The 20,063-nt window shown below is 61.4% G+C and carries 18 protein-coding genes; 9 read left to right on the top strand and 9 right to left on the bottom strand.

Annotated elements, in window-relative coordinates; genetic code table 11:
- Positions 1–11: 11 nt before the first annotated feature.
- Entirely contained in the window at positions 12–1,220 is a 1,209-nt protein-coding gene (locus G7048_RS02845) for a CaiB/BaiF CoA-transferase family protein (RefSeq protein WP_166066702.1), read from the top strand.
- Between the two features lie 10 nt (positions 1,221–1,230).
- Here the strand turns inward: G7048_RS02845 and rarD are convergent, their stop codons facing one another.
- A complete protein-coding gene (rarD, locus tag G7048_RS02850) occupies positions 1,231–2,115 on the bottom strand; it encodes an EamA family transporter RarD (RefSeq protein WP_166066703.1) in 885 nt (294 codons plus the stop codon).
- A gap of 381 nt (positions 2,116–2,496) precedes the next feature.
- On the opposite strand from rarD, the gene G7048_RS02855 reads away from it, so the two are divergent.
- Both G7048_RS02855 and G7048_RS02860 read left to right on the top strand, forming a co-directional pair.
- Positions 2,497–2,955 (top strand): thermonuclease family protein, encoded by a 459-nt coding sequence (locus tag G7048_RS02855; RefSeq protein WP_166066704.1) that lies wholly within the window; start codon positions 2,497–2,499, stop codon positions 2,953–2,955.
- A gap of 172 nt (positions 2,956–3,127) precedes the next feature.
- Positions 3,128–4,483, top strand: a complete 1,356-nt coding sequence (locus G7048_RS02860; protein WP_166066705.1) for an MFS transporter — start codon at positions 3,128–3,130, stop codon at positions 4,481–4,483.
- An 11-nt stretch (positions 4,484–4,494) separates the two neighbouring features.
- Here G7048_RS02860 and G7048_RS02865 read toward each other — a convergent pair whose 3' ends face one another.
- The 5 genes from G7048_RS02865 to G7048_RS02885 form a co-directional block, all read right to left on the bottom strand.
- Entirely contained in the window at positions 4,495–4,887 is a 393-nt protein-coding gene (locus G7048_RS02865) for a hypothetical protein (protein WP_166066706.1), read from the bottom strand.
- 126 nt (positions 4,888–5,013) lie between these two features.
- The gene (locus G7048_RS02870) at positions 5,014–6,645 is read right to left on the bottom strand and encodes a SpoVR family protein (RefSeq protein ID WP_166066707.1); all 1,632 of its coding nucleotides are present in this window, start codon (positions 6,643–6,645) and stop codon (positions 5,014–5,016) included.
- The gene (locus G7048_RS02875; RefSeq protein WP_166066708.1) at positions 6,642–7,910 is read right to left on the bottom strand and encodes a YeaH/YhbH family protein; all 1,269 of its coding nucleotides are present in this window, start codon (positions 7,908–7,910) and stop codon (positions 6,642–6,644) included. Before G7048_RS02875 ends, G7048_RS02870 begins: the two co-directional genes overlap by 4 nt.
- 58 nt (positions 7,911–7,968) lie before the next feature.
- Entirely contained in the window at positions 7,969–9,891 is a 1,923-nt protein-coding gene (locus G7048_RS02880; RefSeq protein ID WP_166066709.1) for a PrkA family serine protein kinase, read from the bottom strand.
- 253 nt (positions 9,892–10,144) lie between these two features.
- Entirely contained in the window at positions 10,145–11,095 is a 951-nt protein-coding gene (locus tag G7048_RS02885; protein WP_166066710.1) for a DHH family phosphoesterase, read from the bottom strand.
- 141 nt (positions 11,096–11,236) lie between these two features.
- On the opposite strand from G7048_RS02885, the gene G7048_RS02890 reads away from it, so the two are divergent.
- Together G7048_RS02890 and G7048_RS02895 are read left to right on the top strand one after the other, a co-directional pair.
- Positions 11,237–11,989, top strand: coding sequence for a pseudouridine synthase (locus G7048_RS02890; RefSeq protein ID WP_166070754.1), 753 nt, complete (start codon positions 11,237–11,239; stop codon positions 11,987–11,989).
- A 140-nt stretch (positions 11,990–12,129) separates the two neighbouring features.
- Positions 12,130–12,354, top strand: coding sequence for a hypothetical protein (locus G7048_RS02895; RefSeq protein ID WP_166066711.1), 225 nt, complete (start codon positions 12,130–12,132; stop codon positions 12,352–12,354).
- 48 nt (positions 12,355–12,402) lie between these two features.
- Here G7048_RS02895 and G7048_RS02900 read toward each other — a convergent pair whose 3' ends face one another.
- Positions 12,403–13,647: a low temperature requirement protein A gene (locus tag G7048_RS02900; RefSeq protein ID WP_166066712.1), complete on the bottom strand. Its 1,245-nt coding sequence runs from the start codon at positions 13,645–13,647 to the stop codon at positions 12,403–12,405.
- Positions 13,648–13,696: 49 nt separating this feature from the next.
- The gene (gene ylqF / locus G7048_RS02905; protein WP_166066713.1) at positions 13,697–14,662 is read right to left on the bottom strand and encodes a ribosome biogenesis GTPase YlqF; all 966 of its coding nucleotides are present in this window, start codon (positions 14,660–14,662) and stop codon (positions 13,697–13,699) included.
- Between the two features lie 101 nt (positions 14,663–14,763).
- Here ylqF and G7048_RS02910 point away from each other — a divergent pair, with 101 nt between their 5' ends.
- The 3 genes from G7048_RS02910 to G7048_RS02920 are packed head-to-tail and all read left to right on the top strand — an operon-like array spanning position 14,764 to position 17,127.
- Positions 14,764–15,060, top strand: coding sequence for a hypothetical protein (locus G7048_RS02910; protein WP_371747611.1), 297 nt, complete (start codon positions 14,764–14,766; stop codon positions 15,058–15,060).
- Positions 15,057–15,374: an oxidoreductase-like domain-containing protein gene (locus G7048_RS02915; protein WP_371747612.1), complete on the top strand. Its 318-nt coding sequence runs from the start codon at positions 15,057–15,059 to the stop codon at positions 15,372–15,374. Before G7048_RS02910 ends, G7048_RS02915 begins: the two co-directional genes overlap by 4 nt.
- Positions 15,375–15,423: 49 nt before the next feature.
- A complete protein-coding gene (locus G7048_RS02920; RefSeq protein WP_166066714.1) occupies positions 15,424–17,127 on the top strand; it encodes a thiamine pyrophosphate-binding protein in 1,704 nt (567 codons plus the stop codon).
- A gap of 48 nt (positions 17,128–17,175) precedes the next feature.
- Here G7048_RS02920 and G7048_RS02925 read toward each other — a convergent pair whose 3' ends face one another.
- Positions 17,176–18,759 carry a Na+/H+ antiporter gene (locus G7048_RS02925; RefSeq protein ID WP_166066715.1) on the bottom strand — a complete coding sequence of 528 codons (1,584 nt, stop codon included), beginning with the start codon at positions 18,757–18,759 and terminating at the stop codon, positions 17,176–17,178.
- Positions 18,760–19,007: 248 nt separating this feature from the next.
- On the opposite strand from G7048_RS02925, the gene G7048_RS02930 reads away from it, so the two are divergent.
- On the top strand, positions 19,008–20,048 hold the full coding sequence (locus G7048_RS02930; protein ID WP_166066716.1) for a patatin-like phospholipase family protein: 1,041 nt from the start codon (positions 19,008–19,010) through the stop codon (positions 20,046–20,048).
- Positions 20,049–20,063: the final 15 nt, after the last annotated feature.

Raw genomic sequence — 20,063 nt, forward strand, 5'->3', positions numbered from 1 at the left:
GAGACAAATCCATGGCATCACTCGATGGACTGAAAGTCGTCGATCTCTCGCGCGTTCTGGGCGGCCCGCTGTGCGCGCAGATTCTTGGCGACCATGGCGCGGACGTCATCAAGGTCGAAGGCCCCGAAGGCGACGAAACCCGCACCTGGGGGCCGCCGTTCAACGACGCGGGCATGGCCTCATATTTCGCGGGCATCAATCGCAACAAGCGCACGGTGTGCGTGGACGTGGCCGACCCGGATGGGCGCGAAGTGGTGTTCAAACTGCTCGAAGACGCCGATGTGCTGATCGAAAACTTCAAGGTCGGCACGCTGGAGCGTTGGGGCATGGGTTACGAAGACGTGCTGCGGGCGCGCTTTCCCAAGCTGATCCACTGCCGTGTCACCGGCTTCGGCGCGACCGGCCCGCTCGGTGGGCTGCCAGGCTACGATGCCGCCGTTCAGGCCCTCAGCGGCCTCATGAGCATCAACGGCGATCCGCAGGGAGAAGCCACCCGCATCGGCGTGCCGATCGTGGACGTGACCACGGGCCTGAACGCTGTGATCGGCATCCTCATGGCGCTGCACGAACGCGAACGCAGCGGCATGGGTCAGTCGGTGGAGTCGGCCCTCTTCGACAGCGCGCTGTTCTCACTCTACCCGCATTCGATCAACACGCTGTTCACCGGCAAGCCGCCACAGCGCTCGGGCAACGGCCATCCCAACATCGCGCCTTACGACACCTACGCCACGGCCACCGAGCCCATCTTTCTGGCGGTCGGCAACAACGGGCAGTTCCAGCGCATGTGCGAGGCCGTGGACCATTCGCATCTCGCCAGGGACGAGCGCTACATCACCAACGCCACACGCGCAGTGAACCGCTTTTCACTCAAAGAAGATCTGCAGGCCGCGTTCAGCACGTTCAAGGCGCAGGAACTGTTCGACAAACTCGTCGCCGTGGGCGTGCCTTGCGGCGTGATCCAGAACGTGGTCGAAGCACTCAAGCACCCGCACACCGAGCATCGCGGCATGATCGCCGAGGTGGATGGTTTCCGCTCCGTCGCTTCGCCCATCAAACTGAGCCGCACGCCCGCGAGCTACCGCATTCGCCCGCAGGACATCGGCCAGAGCACGCTGGATGTGCTGCGCGAGGCGGGCCTGACCGACGCGCAGATCGCGCATCTGCAGAAGAACGACGTGATTCGGCAATCAGGCGAAGTGCAGGCCAAAGCCGCTGACTGAAAGTAGCACATCAAACAGCGCGGCTCACAGCCCGAATGCGGATCACGCTGTCTACCACCAGACAGGCCACGGCCACAAAAATGGGGCCGTAGGTCCACCACTGCGCGGGCTGGATGCTTTCGCCCAGCAGCAACGCGACCATCGCCAGCAGCACCGGCTCGACATAACTGAGCAGCCCGAACAGTCCCAGTGGCAGCAAGCGACTGGCCATCATGTACAGCGCAAGCGCCACGGCGCTGAGCACGCCAAGCACGGGAATCAGCAGCCACAGATGGTGATGGTCCGCGATCAGCGGCAGCGACGACGGCATGCGGGTGACGAACCACAGCGCAGGCGGCGCAAGCAGCGCCATGTCCAGCCAATGTCCGCCGATGTGCGCGGTGCCGATACGGCGGCGAAACGCGAAATACACGGTGTAGCCGATGGCGACGAACCAAGTCTCCCAAGCAAGACCACCGGCCGTCAGCAACTCGTGCAGCACACCCAAGGTGGCAAGGCCTGCTGCCAGCATCTGCCCACGCGACAGGCGCTCGCCAAACAGCACACGGCCTGCAATCACCATCACGAGCGGCAGCAGAAAGTAGCCAAGCGACACCTCCAACGCGCGCCCCGCCATGGGTGCCCAAAGAAACAACCACAACTGCCCGCCAAACATCGCCGCGCTGAACAACAAGGCCAACGCAAACATCGGCTGGCAACGCACACGTTGAACGAGCAGCGACACCTTGTCCGCCTCACCGCGCCAGAACAGCAGCAACGTGGTGAACGGCAACGTGCTCAACACCCGCCAGCCAAAGACCTGCTCACCATCGAGCGGCGCAAGCGCAGGCGCGATGTAGTACAGAACACCAAACAGAAACGACGCCGAGACGGACGCGATCAGACCTTTGAACACGACGAAACCAGATGAATGGGTGAAAAAGAGAGATCAGGAAATGGTGGTTCAAAACTGCGATTTCGGCAGCGTTCGGGGCCTTCGAATCACCCACCACAATGACGAGACGGGGCCGTAGGCGCGACGCGAAGCTGCAGACAGTATGTCGATACGGCAAAGCTTCGCAACAAAGCATACGGCCCCATATCGTCACCTGTGAACGAAGACTGCCAAAGCCCGAGCAGACACGCGCATCCCTCACTTCGCCGAATGCACCAAGGATTCCCAAAAGAACCAGATGAAGCCCCGAATTGTCCGCCAGCCAAGTAATTTCTGCTTTGGCTCAGTCCATTGACCCGCCTTGCGACTAGAGTGCCTGCACCACTCCAAGGAAGCCTTGCCATGTCCTTCACCGCTGCCGTCCTGATGTGTCTGGTCGTCCATGTCAGTGACGGCGACAGCCTGTTCGCCCGCTGTCACGAGTCGGATTCCACCGCCTCCTGGCCGGTCAAGATCCGCATTGCCGAGATCGACGCACCGGAGCTCAAACAGAATTTCGGCCGCGAGGCCAAATCCCATCTGGAGACACTGTGCCTCCGCCAGACAGCGGAAATCACGCCCGTCACCCGCGACCAGTATGAGCGCCTCGTCGCCCATGTGCGCTGCAGTGGAACCAATGTCGCGCAAGACCAGTTGAGCCACGGTTACGCCTGGGTCTACACATGGCGCAGCAGGAAAAACGCTGCATTGCAGGCCATGCAGACCCGCGCGCAGGAGCAACGCGTCGGTCTGTGGTCCGAAGCCCGCCCGCAGGCTCCATGGAACTACCGCAAGCAGCACGTTCCTTACAGCCAGGAATGATGAGAAATATGAACATGGCAAGCCGCTGTGCGCAGGCCGAACAAAGCCCACCGCCAGCGCAAATCCGGACAAGTTGGTAGCATCCCGCCTCGCAGCACGTCTGCTTGCTTGCCAGCCAACCGGGTTTTCCGAGTTTCCAGGGGTTCCAGGGTTTCCAGCGGACAGACGTCTCATGAACCACCGCATCGCGCAGTGGCTGCCGCTCACAACAACATACAACCGCAAGCCAGCAGTTCCATCCAACGTGTCGCAACCAGCCCCGCCCCCATCGCCGTCGTCGTCCCCAGCCGAGCCGCAAAGCATCTACCGGCATTCGGCCTTTCTGTCCTTCATGGCGTCGCGCCTGCTGGCCGTGTTCGCCACGCAGGTGCAGGCCGTCGTCGTCGCCTGGCAGGTCTACGACCTCACCCGCTCGCCCATGGCGCTCGCCTATGTGGGACTCGCGCAGTTTCTGCCGATGCTGGTGCTGCTGCTGCCCGCCGGAGACCTGATCGACCGTTTCGCCCGCAAACCGATTCTCGCAGCCAGTTGGGCCGTGGGCGCGGTCTGCAGTGCCATGCTCTGGTGGCTTTCGGGACATGGCGCGGCAGGCGTCAGTGGCATTTATGCGGTGCTGGTGCTGTTCGGCTGCTCTCGTGCGTTCTCGGGCCCCGCGCTGCAAAGCCTGCTGCCGCAAATCGTCGCGCGCGAACAGCTCGCTCAGGCCATCGCAGCCAACAGCATGATCATGCGCGCGGCCTCCATCGGCGGCCCCTTCCTCGGCGGTGTGCTGTACGCCATCGGCGGCGGCCAACTGACGTACGCGGTCTGCTGCGTCTGCCTGCTGCTCGGCACCGCCCTGCTCATCTGGCTGGTGCCGGTCAAGTTCGCGTCACCGCCCGCTCCCGTGCAAGGCACGATGTTCGAGCGCTTTGGCGCAGGCATCCGCTTCATCCGCACACGCCCCATCATCCTCGGCACCATCTCGCTCGACCTGTTCGCCGTGCTGCTCGGCGGTGTGATCGCGCTGCTGCCCATCTACGCACATGAAGTGCTGCATGTCGGCCCCGAAGGCCTGGGCGCACTGCGCAGCGCGATGGCGATCGGCGAGGTGAGCGCCGGGCTTTACCTCAGCATCAAACCCTTTGACCAGCGCGTGGGCCGCACCATGTTCATCGCGGTCGCTATCTTCGGCATCGCCAATCTGGTGTTCTCGCTGTCCACCGTGTTTGCGATCTCGTTCATCGCACTCATGATCGCGGGCGCAGCCGACATGGTCAGCGTCTACATCCGCGGCGCGCTCGTGCAGTTCTCCACCCCCGACCACATGCGCGGCCGCGTGAACGCGGTGAACATGCTGTTCATCGGCTCATCGAACGAACTCGGAGAGTTCCGCGCCGGAACCAGCGCAGCATGGGTAGGCGCAGTACCCGCCGCCGTGCTCGGCGGTGTGTGCACCCTGGCCGTGGTCGGCCTGTGGTCGCGCATCTTCCCCACGCTGCGCGACGTGGACAAGTTCGAGGAAGCGGCTCGGCCTGAGGATCAGTGACAAGCCACACGTCAACCCGAACCCTCGGATCCGGGAAGCCGTCGCCACAGCGAATAAGCACAAGCGATCGGCACAAGGAAGAAAGCCGCAGCTGCCACGTAGTAATTCGGGTACAGCCAAGAGGCTGCAAGAACAAGCGCGTAAAGGCCAGCCAGACCAAGCAAGGTGCATCCCAAAACACGTAGGATCAATCCACGGCAAGGCAACAATGCACCCGTGACGGCGAACAGAAATATGAAGACCGAATGGACAAAAGCAAATACAAGTACATCGGCTTCTGTTGCATCCATCCCGTTGGTGATATTTCTGTCAACTATCCAAACGAGCACCTTGTGAGCAATGATCAGTGAGCCAATGATGGCGAGTACCGCTTGAAGACGAGGCATGGGTTTGAAAATTCGCATCCACCCAATCTAGTACTCACCTGTGAGCAGACGATGTGCCCGGCGTGAGCTCAAGGTGAAGAGTGACCTCAAACAGTTGGCTTCAGGCCGAAGCGCCTCCTTCTTCGGCATGCTCCTCGAACGTGTCTATGCCCCAGGCCCCGGCACCGAGTGCAGCAACACCGGCATCTCCCCGTCCCCGCTCACACTCTCCAGCTGCACGCCAAAGCCCCAAAGCCGCGCGGCGTGTTTGAGCACTTCATGGGCGTCGTCGGACAGCGGATGGCCCTTGTGCTGCGTGTGGCGCAGCGTCAGGCAGCGGTCGCCGCGCAGGTTCACGTTCCAGACTTGAATGTTGGGCTCGCGCGCGCCCAGATCGTATTGCTGTGACAGGGTCTGGCGAAGCGAGCGGTAGCCGTCTTCGTCGTGGATGGCGCTCACCAGCAGTTCGCTGTCCGCCGCGTCATCGTGGATGGAGAACAGGCGCATGTCGCGAATCAGCTTGGGACTCAGGAACTGGCCGACAAAGCTCTCGTCCTTGAAGTTCTGCATGGCGTAGTGCAGCGTCGGCAGCCATGGCGAGCCAGCGATGTCGGGAAACCAGCGCTTGTCTTCCTCGGTCGGCGCGCGGCAGATTCTCTGGATGTCGCGGTACATCGCAAAACCCAGCGCATATGGATTGATGCCGCTGTAGGCGCGATGCCCTGCAGGCGGTTGATAGATCACGTTGGTGTGCGACGACAACCATTCGATCATCACGCCATCGGTGAGCCAGCCTTCGTCGTACATGGTGTTGAGCAGCGTGTAGTGCCAGAACGTGGCCCAGCCTTCGTTCATCACCTGGGTCTGGCGCTGCGGATAGAAATACTGCGAGATCTTGCGCACGATGCGGATGATCTCGCGCTGCCATGGCTCCAGCAGCGGCGCGTTCTTCTCGATGAAATAGAGCAGATTTTCTTCAGGCTCCTTGGGAAAACGTTCGCTGTGCTGCGCGGCGTTGTCCTTGTCGGGCTTGGCGGGCAAGGTGCGCCACAGTTCGTTGACCTGCTGCTGCGCGTAAGCCTCGCGCTGCTCACGTTCTGCCAGCTCTCGCGCAAGGCTTTTCTTGGAGGGACGCTGATAACGATCGACGCCCAGATTGGAGAGCGCGTGGCAAGAGTCCAACCATTGCTCGACAGTGCTCAAGCCGTGCCGCTCTTCGCATTGCGCGATGAAGTCGCGCGCAAAGACGAGATAGTCGATGATGCTGCCCGCATCGGTCCACATGCCGAACAGGTAGTTGTTCTTGAAGAAGCTGTTGTGCCCGTAGGCCGCGTGCGCAATCACCAGCGCCTGCATGGCGGTGGTGTTTTCTTCCATCAGGTAGCTGATGCAAGGGTTGGAGTTGATGACGATCTCGTACGCCAGCCCCATGTGACCGCGCCGGTAGCGCCGCTCCGTGGCCAAGTATTCCTTGCCATAACTCCAGTGCCGATAACCGACCGGCATGCCGACGCTGGAGTAGGCATCCATCATCTGTTCGGCGGTGATCACTTCGAGCTGATTGGGATAGGTGTCGAGTCCAAAGCGTTCGGCCGTGGCGGCGATGACCGCGTGGTAGCACTCGATCAGCTCGAAGGTCCAGTCGGTCGGGTCGGGCAACGGTCCGTCCGGTCGATTGCCTGCGGGCAGCAAATCGGGCGGCACCACGCCGCGCTGCGCGCGATCGGATGCAAACGGCGGCCTGCGCTGACCGGGTGTGTGGCGACGCGCGAGTGCGGGATATTGCGAGAGGTTCATGCCGTTACCCCCTCTTTCTTGAACAGGTCGCGAAACACTGGATAGATGTCGCTCGGCTCGCCCACCTTGCGCATCGCAAAGTGCTGAAAGTGCGACGTCAGTTGGCTGTATTCTTCCCACAGATTCTGCTCTTCCTGCGCCACCTGCACATAGGCGAAATAGCGCACCAGCGGCAGTATCTTTTCGGCCAGCAGGTTGTAGCAGGTCACACCATCATCGCCGTAGTTGTCGCCATCGCTGGCCTGCGCCACGTAGATGTTCCAGTCCTCCACCGGGTAGCGCGTGCGGATGATCTGATCGAGCAGCACCAGCGCGCTGCTCACCACCGTTCCGCCGCTTTCCTGCGAGTGGAAGAACTCGTCCTCGCCCACCTCGGCGGCCTGCGTGTGGTGGCGGATGAAGACGATGTCGATCTTCTCGTAATGCCGCGTGAGAAACAGATAAAGCAGGATGAAAAAACGCTTGGCCAGATCCTTGCGCTGCTGGTCCATGGAGCCCGACACATCCATCACGCAGAACATCACGGCCTGGCTGCTGGGCGCGGGCACCTTGGTGCGATTGCGAAAACGCAGATCCAGCGGATCGAGAAACGCCACCTTGCCGATGCGTTCTTTCAGCGTGTCGATACGCCGCTGCAATTCGGCAATGGCCTCGCTCGTGCCGTCGTCCTGTTCGAGCAAGGCGTCGAGCTGCGCCTGCAGTTCCGTCATCTCGCGATGCGATGCCTTGGTCAGCGCAATGCGCCGCCCAAGCGCGCCGCGCATGGTGCGCACCACAGCCAGATTGTGCGGAGTGCCGTCGTGGCTGTAGCCCGCGCGGCGCAGCTTGTATTGCGGCGTGTTGCCGATGTGCGTGCGCAGAAGGCGCGGCAGGGCCAGGTCTTCAAAGAAGAGCTCCATGAACTCCTCCTTGGTCAACGTGAAGGTGAAGTCATCTTCGCCTTCCCCGCTGTCGCTGGCCTGCGAGCCACCACCGCCCGCACCACCCTGCGGCTTGGCGATGCGGTCGCCGCGCACATGCTCGCTGTTGCCGGGATGCACGCTGTCGCGCACGCCCCCCTGGCCGTGGTGAAAGGACGGCTCGCGGATGTCCTTCTTCGGAATGGTGATGGTCTCGGCCTGCTCTATATGGCGAATGTCGCGCTGACCGACAGCGCGGCGCACCGCCTCGGCAATCTGCTCCTTGTAGCGGCGCACAAAGCGCTCGCGGTTGCCCACCGACTTGTTCTTGCCAGCGAGTCTGCGGTCGATGATTTGCAATGCCATCCATGCCTCCATGCGTGGCCCGACGCGTTCTAGCGCCCTTCGGTATCCCAACCGCCCATCAACTGCTCTTGCGCACCCGCAGATACCATTCGCAGAGCAGACGAACCTGCTTGGGCGTGTAGCCCTTGGACTCCATGCGCGTGACGAAATCTTCGTGCTTGCGTGCATCTTCCGCGCTGGCCTTGGCGTTGAAGCTGATGACCGGCAGCAGCTCTTCGGTGTTCGAGAACATCTTCTTCTCAATCACCAGACGCAGCTTCTCGTAGCTCGTCCAGCTCGGGTTCTTGCCCTGATTGTTGGCCCGCGCGCGCAGCACGAAGTTCACGATCTCGTTGCGGAAGTCCTTGGAGTTCGCAATGCCTGCTGGCTTTTCGATCTTCTCCAGTTCGGCATTGAGCGCATTGCGATCGAACACCTCGCCCGTGTCCGTGTCGCGGTACTCGCTGTCCTGAATCCAGTAGTCTGCATAAGTGACATAACGGTCGAAGATGTTCTGGCCGTACTCGCTGTAGCTCTCCAGATAGGCAGTCTGGATTTCCTTGCCGATGAACTCCGCGTAGCGTGGCGACAGGTACTCCTTGATATAGCTGGTGTACTTGCTTTCCAGCTCCGCCGGGAACTGCTCGCGCTCGATCTGCTGCTCCAGCACATACATCAGATGCACGGGATTGGCCGCCACTTCGGTGCTGTCGTAGTTGAACACCTTGGACAGAATCTTGAACGCAAAGCGCGTGGATATGCCCGACATGCCTTCGTCCACACCGGCGTAGTCGCGGTACTCCTGATAGCTCTTGGCGCGCGGATCGGTGTCTTTCAAGCTCTCGCCATCGTAGACCTGCATCTTGCTGAAGATGCTGGAATTCTCGGGTTCCTTCAAACGGGTGAGCACCGAGAACTGCGCCATCATCTTGAGTGTGCCGGGTGCGCAGACCGCGTTAGCCAGCGAAGATTCGCGAATCAGCTTTTCGTAAATCCTCACTTCCTCTGCAACACGCAGGCAATAAGGAACCTTGACGATGTAGATGCGATCCAGAAAAGCCTCGTTGTTGCGATTGTTGCGGAAGGCCTTCCATTCGCTCTCGTTGCTGTGCGCCAGCACCACGCCTTCAAACGGAATCGCACCAAAGCCTTCCGTGCCCTTGTAGTTGCCTTCCTGCGTTGCGGTCAGCAACGGGTGCAGCACTTTGATCGGCGCTTTGAACATTTCAACGAATTCAAGCAGGCCCTGATTGGCCAGACTCAAACCGCCCGAGTAGCTGTATGCATCGGTGTCGTCTTGCGCAAAGCTTTCCAGCTTGCGGATATCGACCTTGCCGACCAGACTCGATATGTCCTGGTTGTTCTCGTCACCGGGCTCGGTCTTCGCAATACCGATCTGCTTCAAGATGCTGGGATAACGCTTGACCACGCGGAACTTGCGGATGTCACCGCCGAGTTCATCGAGCCGTTTCACTGCCCATGGCGAGAGCACGCGTTTGAGGCAGCGCTGCGGAATGCCGAACTGCTCTTCGAGCAACGGACCATCTTCCACCGGATCGAACAATCCCAGCGGTGACTCGTTCACCGGCGATCCCTTGAGTGCGTAAAAAGGCACCTTCTGCATGAGGTATTTCAGGCGCTCGGCAATCGAACTCTTGCCGCCGCCAACAGGGCCCAGCAGATAAAGAATCTGTTTGCGTTCTTCAAGGCCTTGCGCGGCATGGCGGAAGAAACTCACCACTTGCTCGATGGCGTCTTCCATGCCGTAGAACTCGGCAAACGCGGGGTAGCGGCGAATCACCTTGTTGGCAAACAGACGCGAGAGATGCGGGTCATTTCTCGTGTCCACCATCTCTGGCTCGCCGATGGCTGCGAGCATGCGCTGTGCAGCGCTTTCGTAGACCATGGGATCGCTCTGGCAAAGCGCGAGGTACTCGTCTATCGACATTTCCTCCTCACGCAAACGAACGTAGCGAGCTGCAGAGTTGCTGATGACATCCATACGACCTCCATCGCGGCACCCGGGTGCGAAAAATGCCGCATAAAAGTTGCGAGACATTCGTTACCGAATAGAGTCGTTGTAGCACCTTGCAAGTGATTTGGATAGCTCGACTGTCCTACGTGTGCACTCGATAACACAGGTGCAATATGACCAGTTCCGCTGCACTGAATTTCTGCAATCCGTTGCTGCATAACGCGCACAGCAAAACGCCCTGCCGATGCGACGCATCGACAGGGCGCATTGCAAAGAATCGTTAAGCTTTGAAAGTGCCGCCAAGCAGTTCTGGAAGACGTTCGGCGGCCATGCGAAAACCACATGCCTGTGCATGCCCACCGCCGCCCATGCTGACGGCCAACACCGAGCAATCGTAGCCGCGCTGCGAGCGCAGACCAGCCTTGATCTGACCTTCCGATCCAACCTGCCACATCAGCGCGAACGTGCCGCTTTCGCGCGACAGCAAATCACCGACGAGGCTGTGAAAAGCACCGGGTGCATTCACCATAACGCCCTGCTCGCCGTTGAAGTTGACAGGTTGCGCGTCGCGCGCAATGTCGGCTGCAAGATTGCGGAATTTTTCATCCATCGCCTCACCACGCGCGATGAATGCGGCCAGTTGCTCCGGTGTGAAATCGGCCAGTTCCTGCCAGCGTTGCAGCTCGAACGGTTCCATGTCGAGCGCAGAAACAAACCCACGCGTCTGCGGGTATTGCCAACGCCACAGATCGCGGTCTTCGACGAAGCGAATGAGATCGGGCACGGGCGCATCGCCATGGAAGAATTCCCATGACAGACGCGCGCCGGATTTGTTCATGTCGAAATGCACTACCCCGCAACGGCAACGGTAATCACCCAACTCGCGCTGTGCACTGATGTGGTGATCGAGCATCACCAGCTTGGCCACACGGTCATCGATCTGCGAAAGAATGTCGGCCGAAAAAGAGAAGTCGAGAATGTAGACCGCACGGCCTTCGAGCGGCGGCAGATCGTCCAGCGTCTTCACCTGCCCATGCGTAAGACCCACGCATTCCACCTCGCCTTCATAGAATTGCCAGGCTGCCCACGCCGCCGAGAAGCCGTCCGCACATCGACCGTGATAGAGGATGAGCGGTGAAGGATCATCGCGCTTGGCCTGCACGAACAGGGAAAGCGGCAGGATGGTCGATGACGACTTGTGGCTGACTTCAGCGCTGGTGGTGGTATTCATGAATCACATTGTCATGCCATTCAGCGGCTATGCTCGCAGCCCGCTCACATTTTTGTCGTCCCCACCACAGTGCCTGCCGAAACCGCTCCAACTCCCTTGCAGCCCTTGCCACCGCTGGAATTGCTCTGGCGCGATGACCACATGGTGGCCGTGTACAAACCCGCCGGTTGGCTGGTGCACAGAACCGGTCTGGATGCAGGCGAAACGCGCTTTGTGATGCAGGCGCTGCGCAACCAGCTCGGCCAGCATGTCTACCCGGTGCATCGTCTGGACAAAGGCACTTGCGGCGTGCTGGTCATGGGTCTTCACTCCGATGCAGCGCGCGCGCTGGCGCAGGCCTTTCAACGCCATGACGTGGACAAGGAATATCTGGCGATGGTGCGCGGCTTTGCACCCTGGCAAAGCGACGTGGACCACGCGCTGCGCCCCGACGATGCACCGCCCGATGCGCCCGTTCAGGATGCGCGCACCCACTTACGCTGCATCGCACGACTGGAGCTGCCTTTGTCGAGCGATCCACGTTTCGAGCACACGCGCGCATCGCTGGTGCACGCCACACCGCTGACCGGACGCAGACACCAGATTCGCAGGCATTTGAAGCACATCGCCCATCCGATTCTGGGCGATGCCACGCATGGCAAAGGACCGCTCAACCGCTGGTGGGCTGCTCAACTCGGATTGCAGCGGCTTTGGCTGCATGCCTGGAGGCTGTCTGTGCCGCATCCGGTGACGGGCGAACGGCTGAATCTGCACAGCGGGCTGTCGCTTCAGGCCAGTGACCAAGCCTCATCCAACCCTGACCTGCGCGATTGGCATGATCGCGTACTCAGCATGCCGTGGGTGCATGCAAACGATGCGCCACCACACTCAGATTCATCGGATTCAGACGCCTGAACTTTCCATTCAAACGTAACCGAGTGGATTCGCGCTCTGGTCTGACACGGAAGCTCCGACGCTCGCCTCTTTAATGGAGGATCTGCCATTGCCCGGATCGTCCGGTGCCTGATCTTGGCCCATCCACCAGGAGACACACCATGTCAGCCTCTGCCACCATTCACGGCCTCGTCACTTATCGCGAAGGCGAAGGCGTTCCCATGACCATTCCGGAAGGCCCGGTGGATCTGGACTACGCGCCCGACAGCGTCACGATCAGTTGGATGGACGACTCCAGAACCGCAGGACTCACCGCCATTCCGCGCGATGAGTACGAGCGCTATGTGCAGGAAGGAAAGATCCGGCTGCATCCCAAGAAGCAGTGATCTTCTGCCGCTTGGAACGAGCGGAACGGAACGCGTTCACGGTCTTGATCAGTGATTCGCTGCCGCATGTCCCAGCTTGGGTTGGCGGCGCACTTGCACTTCGCGAAAGCTCACCGCCAGCAGCACGGCTGTAGTGAGCCAACCCATCACCAGCAGATTGGTGAAAAAGCCCAGAGGCACCAACGCCAACAAGGCCATCGCGCCTGCGATGTGCGACATCGGCACGCAGCCGTAAACGACCTGCTTGTAGAAAGCGCTGCCCAGCAGATACACGGCGGGCCCGCCGACCAGCGTGAGCACCTGCGCGGTCGTCAATGTGCTGTAGGGATGCGCCATCACCAGATCGTTGCCCACGGCGCTGCCGATGATGCCCGCCACCAGAATCACGTGGATGTAGTGGAAGTACGCGCCGATGCGACCCGGATCGTCCGATGTGGTGATCACCGCACTGGCGTCCTTGCTCGACGTGCCGAAATACAGCCACCACATCGCCAGCGTGCCGATGAAGGTGGCCCCCAAAGCCAGCAGCACGCCGGCGTCCCAGTGCTCCTGTTCAGACATCACCGCACCTGTTGCCACCAGCGTTTCACCCAATGCAACGATCACGAACAGCTGGCAACGCTCGGCCAGATGCCCGCCTTCGATGGTCCATTCGCTGGTATCGGAGCGGCCCATTCCGGGGAAGGCGAAACCGAACATGGGCGAGAAATATTCGCAGGCAATGGCCACCAGCCAGAGCACCATGCGCGTCGTATGCGCCTCCACGAGCCCGCCCGCAATCCAGAAAGCCGCCGAGATGCACAGCCAGCCCAGCATGCGGCGGTAGTTTGGTGCCATCGGGTGATCGGCCCCCAGCAGCCAGACGACGTATGCCGTTCGCCCCACCTGCATGGCCGCGTAGGCCACAGCAAAGATCAGCCCCCGGTCGCCAAACGCCGTCGGCACCGCGCAGGCCATGACCAGCGCCAGCAGGCCCGAGACAAACAGCACGCTGCGAATCTGCGGCGTTTCGGGATTGAACCAGTTCGAGAACCAGCAGCTGTACTGCCAGCCCAGCCATACGCCAAACCAGAGGATCAGTGCCTCGATCAACCCGCTGAGCGTGAGGTGGTGCAGCAAGGCATGGCTGAGCTGCGTGACCGCGAACACATAGACCAGATCGAAGAACAGCTCCTCGTAGGTGACCCGGGCATGGTGCCCGTCACGCTGTCGCAGCAAGGTGTTGGCGCGAGAAATGGCCGCAAAGGAGCCGGGAGCGGCGGCGTGGTTGGCGTTACCGTTGTTGTGATTCATGATGGAACGTCTAAATCGAACTTAGACATCCATCATAAAAGACTAACGGTTATTTTGGTTCCCTGCGGCGCTCGCGGCTCGCAACCTTGCGCACCTTGCGCTTGTCCAACTCGGCCTTCTTGAGGGCGCGGGCCTCTTCCTTCACCGCCGCATCGGCCAGCCAGCCTTCGAATTCGGCGGGTGTTTCCAGCGAAAGGCGGCCCAGCACGCCGCCACGGAAATCCGTGAGCACGATTTCGGAGGCCTTCTGCAGATTCAACTTGCCGCCCGACATCACCGCTCCGCGCTTGCGGGCGATCTTTTCGAGCACCTCGTCATCGTGCATGGCACTGATTTCTTCGGCCTCCAAGCCCAGCTTGTAGCGCTCGTTCAACTGCGCGGCGTAGTGGCCTTTCAGATAGGCGATCAGATCGAGCACCACGCTTTCCTCGTCGTACGCATTGCGGCCAATGGCACCGGACGCGGCCAGGCGATCGCCACTCTGGTCAACGATGATGCGCGGCCACAGCATGCCGGGCGTGTCCCACAGATAGAAATCGTCGGCCAGCACGATGCGCTGCTCGACCTTGGTGACGCCCGCCTCGTCGCCGGTCTTGGCCTGGCGCTTGTCCGACAGCGTGTTGATCAGCGTGGACTTGCCCACGTTGGGAATCCCGCAGATCAGCACGCGCATGGGGCGCGCCAGGCCCACGCGCGTGGGAGCGAGCTTGCGGCAGCCGTCGATCAGCTTGCGCGCGGGCGCAGCGTCGGATGCATCGAGCGCGATCGCGTGCGTTTCCAGCTTGGCGTTGTACCAATCGAGCCAGAGCGGCGTGCGTTCAGGATCGGCCAGATCCTGCTTGTTGATGACCTTGAGCGCGGGCTTGTGGCCGGTGAGCTCGGACAGCAACGGGTTGGCGCTGGAGCCCGGCAGGCGCGCGTCCAGCATCTCGATGACCACATCGATGTCCTTGATGCGCTCCTCGATCGCCTTGCGCGTCAGGTGCATATGACCGGGAAACCACTGAATGGCCATGGAACTGTACTTTCACGAATAGAGAGAAATCTGGGGCGCAAGGATAATCGGGCTTTTGCTTTTGCGACGCGGGCCACTGCCGCGCCCTGCCTCGTCCGACCATGCCAGCTCCCACCACACCATCGCGCAAACTCGACAACGATGTGCTTTTCAAAGGCGTGATCTGCGCACTGATTGGCGCGATCATCCTTCTGGCGCCGTATTTTTCCCGCTCGTCGGATGTGCAGGATCTGATGCGCCAAGCCTATATTGTCGGCTGGTTTGCATTGGCCCTCGGAATTGCCTTTCTCGTGCAGTTCGCCGTGCGCTACAAAAAGCGCCGCGAACTCGACGCCGAAACTGCCAATTATCTGGAGCAGAACACGCCCCGGAACAAGTCCAAGCGCCGCGACAAGTGAGCCCCGCTGCGCTCGAACAAGCCCTCCAGCAACTCGCCACCGTGCGCATCACGGGCGAGCTGGAACAGGCGCGCCAGATCTTCGCGTCGCTCAAGCAGCACGCGCAGACCTTGAACGTCGAGCTGCGCCGTACCCCGCCCGAGCCCGACACCTGCTGCGGACGCGGCTGCAATGGCTGCGTGTGGGAGGGTTTCTACGCAGCCACCGAATTCTGGCGCGAGGACGCGGTGGACGCCTGCCGGCTGGCACTTGCATCCTCGGGCATGATCTGCACAGAATCGAATGCATCGCCGGGCAGTCCCCTGAATCCGTAGTTCCTCGGGGGTCAGCCTCCTTTTTTGACGAAAGAACGAAAAGCACGCCATGGAGACAAACCACAAGACCCCGAATCCCTCTCGCACCGGCGGACAGGTGCTGGTCGATCAGCTCGTGCTGCACGGCGTGAAGCAGCTTTTTTGCGTGCCCGGCGAAAGCTATCTGGCCGCACTCGACGCACTGCATGACGCCAACGTGGACGTGACCATCTGCCGTCAGGAAGGCGGCGCGACCATGATGGCCGAGGCGCAAGGCAAGCTCACCGGCCAGCCCGGCATCTGCTTTGTCACGCGCGGGCCGGGAGCGACCAACGCCTCCGCGGGCATCCACATCGCGCACCAGGATTCGACGCCGCTGATCGTCTTCGTCGGTCAGGTCGCACGCGGCATGATGGACCGCGAGGCGTTTCAGGAACTCGACTACAGCGCCGTCTTCGGCACCATGACCAAGTGGACCGTGCAGATCGACGATGCCGCGCGCATCCCCGAACTGGTCTCGCGCGCCTTCCACATCGCCACCTCGGGCCGCCCCGGCCCGGTCGTCATCGCACTGCCGGAAGACATGCTGACCGACATGGTCGAGGTGCCCGACGCCCGCCCCTACACGGTCACGGAAATCCACCCCGGAACGGACGCCATCACCGAACTGCAGCAGCGCCTTGAAAAAGCCGAGCGCCCCGTCGTCATCGTCGGCGGTACGCGCTGGGATGAAGCAGCCGTGCAGAATCTCGTGCGCTTTGCGGACAACTGGCAACTCCCCGTCTACTGCTCATTCCGCAGGCAGATGCTGTTCCCCGCCAACCACGCAAGCTACGGCGGCGATCTGGGCCTGGGCGTCAACCCCAAGCTGCTCGCACGCATCCGCGCGAGCGATCTGGTCGTCGTGCTCGGCGGCAGGCTCTCTGAAATCGCCTCGCAAAGCTACGAGCTGTTCCAGATCCCCGAGCCGCAGCAAGCCATGGTCCATGTGCACGCCGACGCCAACGAGCTTGGTCGCCTCTACCACGCAGCGCAGGCCATCAACGCCACGCCGCAAGCCATGACCGCAGCGCTCGCACAACTACCCAAACCGTCCGCTGCACCGAAATGGTCGCAACACACGCAGGACGCCCACGCCGAATACCTCGCCTGGAGCGATCCCGGCAAGATCCGCATTCCCGGCCATCTGCAGATGGGAGAAGTCATGCAGCACCTGCGCGAGGTGCTGCCAGCCGACACCATCTTCTGCAACGGCGCAGGCAACTTCGCCACCTGGATACACCGCTTCTGGCCGTTCACCACCTTCGCCAGCCAGCTCGCACCCACGAGCGGATCGATGGGCTACGGCCCACCGGCCGGCGTGGGGGCCAAGCGCATGTGGCCGCAGCGCGAGGTCGTCATCTTCGCGGGCGACGGCGACTTCCTCATGCACGGCCAGGAATTCGCGACCGCCATCCAATATGGTTTGAACATCGTCGTCGTCATCCTCGACAACGCCATGTACGGCACCATCCGCATGCACCAGGAACGCGAATACCCCGGTCGCATCAGTGGCACAGAGTTGAAGAACCCCGACTTCGCCGCCTACGCCAAAGCCTTCGGCGGCCACGGCGAACATGTGGAACGCACTGAGGAATTCGCACCGGCATTGGCGCGCGCCCGTGCGAGTGGGCTGCCGAGCATTCTTCACTGCTTGATCGATCCGGAGGCGATCACGCCGTCAGGGACGTTGAGTGGGATTCGGAAGGCGGCGGAGGAGAAGCGGCGCAATTGAATCGGCGGAATCGGCGGAGTCGACGCAACGCCGAAGGCTCGGCAACGACTACGCGCGCACGGCAATCGCATTCAACTCTTCCAGATCCAGATTCTTCTGCAGCTCACCCAGCGTGTGCTCGTCGATATCGCCCACCCGGTGCAGGCGATTCAGCTCCAAGCGCGAAGCGGCGATGGCGGCGAGCACCAGGTCATAGTGCGCATGAAGGTTGGGCTGCAAGGCCTCCTCTTGTCCCACGAAACGTGAGTACGCTGCGGCCTTTCGGGTGAACTGCTCCAGCAGCATGGGGTGCTTGAGCTCGCCTTCGCTGTCGTAGGCCATGCTTTGTACATAGGCGAGTTGCGTCTGCATCAAGATCGCTTCAGCCTCGCTCAGAGTCAGGCGCGTGCGATCAGATTCCGGAGGGGTGATTCCGGTCCAGCGAATCAGCGCGCCCAGCGTTGTTCCCTGAACCAGCACGGTGACAAGAATCACGGCCACTGCGGTGATGATGATGAAATCTCGTCCCGGAAAGTCCTGCGGCAGACTCAGCGCAAGCGCCAGCGTGACCACGCCGCGCACTCCTGCCCAACCCACGATCAGCGCACCGCGTGCACCGAGCGGGGTATGGCGCTTCATTCCGAATTTGCGCAGCAGCACGATCACCGCGTCCGAGAGAAAGATCCAGCCAAACCGGGCCAACAGCAGCGCGGCCAGAATGACCAGCACCGGGATTCCCATCTGGTCGATGACGACAGGAAAGCCGCCCACCCGGTCCACCACGCCTCGCAAAGACAGACCGATGAGCATGAACACCGCTGCCTCCATCAGAAAGATAGTCACGGTCCAGAACGAGCTACCTCGCATGCGCGCAGCCGCCGTGAAAATCTTGTACTGGTATGTGCCGCACACCAGCCCGGCGGCCACGGTGGCGATCACGCCGGACACCTTGAAGTGCTCACCCAGCACATAGGCCGCCCACGGCACCACCAGCGTGGAAACGATGATCAGATACTCGTCCTGCAACCTGCGCGCGATGAACACCCAGAGAGCACCGATGGCGCAACCGACCACCGCGCCGCCAATCGCAAGGAGCACAAAGGTCTGCACCGCATTCACAGTGCTGAAGGACCCGGTGGCACTGGCCGCAATCGCGAAGCGAAACAGCACCAGGCCACTGGCATCGTTGAGCAGACTTTCGCCCTCCAGCAGCATGGTCAGGCGACGTGGCAGCTTCACGCGCTCCAACACGGCGCGCGCAGAAACGGCGTCGGGCGGAGAGACGATGGCCCCCAGAACCGCACACGCCGCCCACGGCAGTGAGGGGAAAAGCCAATGCGCCGCCATGGCCACCACCAGCGTGGTGAACACCACGGCTCCCACCGCAAGCGAGGCGACGCCAATCATGTGTCTGCGCAGATAACGCACGGAGATGCCCCAGGCACCATCGATCAACAAGGGCGGCAGAAAGATCAGCAGAATCATTTCCGGATCGGGCGAGAAGTCGGGCAATTCCGGCAGAAAAGCCACCAGCGCACCGCCAACGAGCAAAGCCACCGCAGGCGGCAATCGCAACCGTTGGGCCAAGTAGTGCAATGCGATGATCACCGGAAGCATGGCGATCATCAGTTCGAAAAGATGCTTGGCGTTCATGGCGGATATCTCGCGGAAAAACAAAAAGTGCAGCACGAGAAGATCCCTGCATTGGGTCGGGATGGCCGCTCACGGAATAAGGCTATTCAAATCACAATACTAAATCAATAGTCAAAGATTAAAGATTCGGTAAAGCAAACGATGTTGCTCGGCGGCGCGCGCTTCAAAGGAAGCATTGCTGCCAATGCAGACAAGGCCCTGCCGATATACTGCCAGCCGCTTCATCAACGCCCCACCCAAGCCCCGGTATGCAAAGGAAAGTCCGCACTCTTCGCCCCCTGATCACAGCCGTGGCACTGCTCGGCCTGTCAGCCTGTGGGAGCAACCCGCCCGCACCTGCTGCGTCAACATCGCCAACGACGACAACCACCACCGCCACTGCCCCCATCAAGATCGGCCTGGCCCTCGGCGGCGGCGCGGCCAAGGGGTTTGCGCACATTGGGGTGATCAAGATGCTGGAGGCCAACGGCTTCACGCCTGCCGTCATCTCGGGCACCAGCGCGGGCAGCGTGGTGGGTGCGATGTACGCGAGTGGCATGAATGCCTTCGAGTTGCAGGAAAAAGCCGTGGCGCTCGACGAAGCCAAGATCCGCGATCTGCAGTTGTCGTCGGGCGGGCTGGTGCTGGGCCAGAAGCTCGAAGACTATGTGAACGCGCAGGTGGGCAACAAGCCCATCGACAAGCTGGGCAAGCCGTTTGTGGCGGTGTCCACGCGGCTCGAAGACGGCGAGCGCACGGTGTTCAATGTCGGCAACACCGGCCAGGCGGTGCGCGCTTCGAGCAGCGTGCCGGGCGTGTTCCAGCCGGTGGCGATCGGCAAGTATCACTACGTGGACGGCGGCATCACCAGCCCCGTGCCGGTGGATGCGGCGCGCAAGCTGGGCGCGGACATCGTGATCGCGGTCGACATCTCCAACAAGGCGCGTGGTCAGGCTCCTGGCAACATGCTGGGCGCGCTGAACCAGTCGATTGCCATCATGGGCCAGAAGCTGGGCGCGGCAGAACTCGAACGTGCGGACGTGACGATTCGCCCCAAGGTGCTGGACATCGGCCCCGCCGATTTCAGCCAGCGTGCGAATGCGATTGTCGAAGGCGAAAAAGCCACCGTCGCCGTGATGCCGGAAATTCGCAAGCGCGTGGCCGATCTGCAGGCCCAGCGCGCCAAGGCCACTCAGATCGCCCAGCAGGAAGCCGAAGCAGCGCGCCTCAAGAAGTGCATGGACGGCCGATCGAGCATGCAGAAGCTCTCGGGCATGGTGGGCATGGATGGGACTTGCGAGAAGCGGTGACTGAGCATCCGCCAA

Origin of the sequence: Diaphorobacter sp. HDW4B, from assembly GCF_011305535.1 — a bacterium.
GTDB lineage: Bacteria > Pseudomonadota > Gammaproteobacteria > Burkholderiales > Burkholderiaceae_C > Diaphorobacter_A.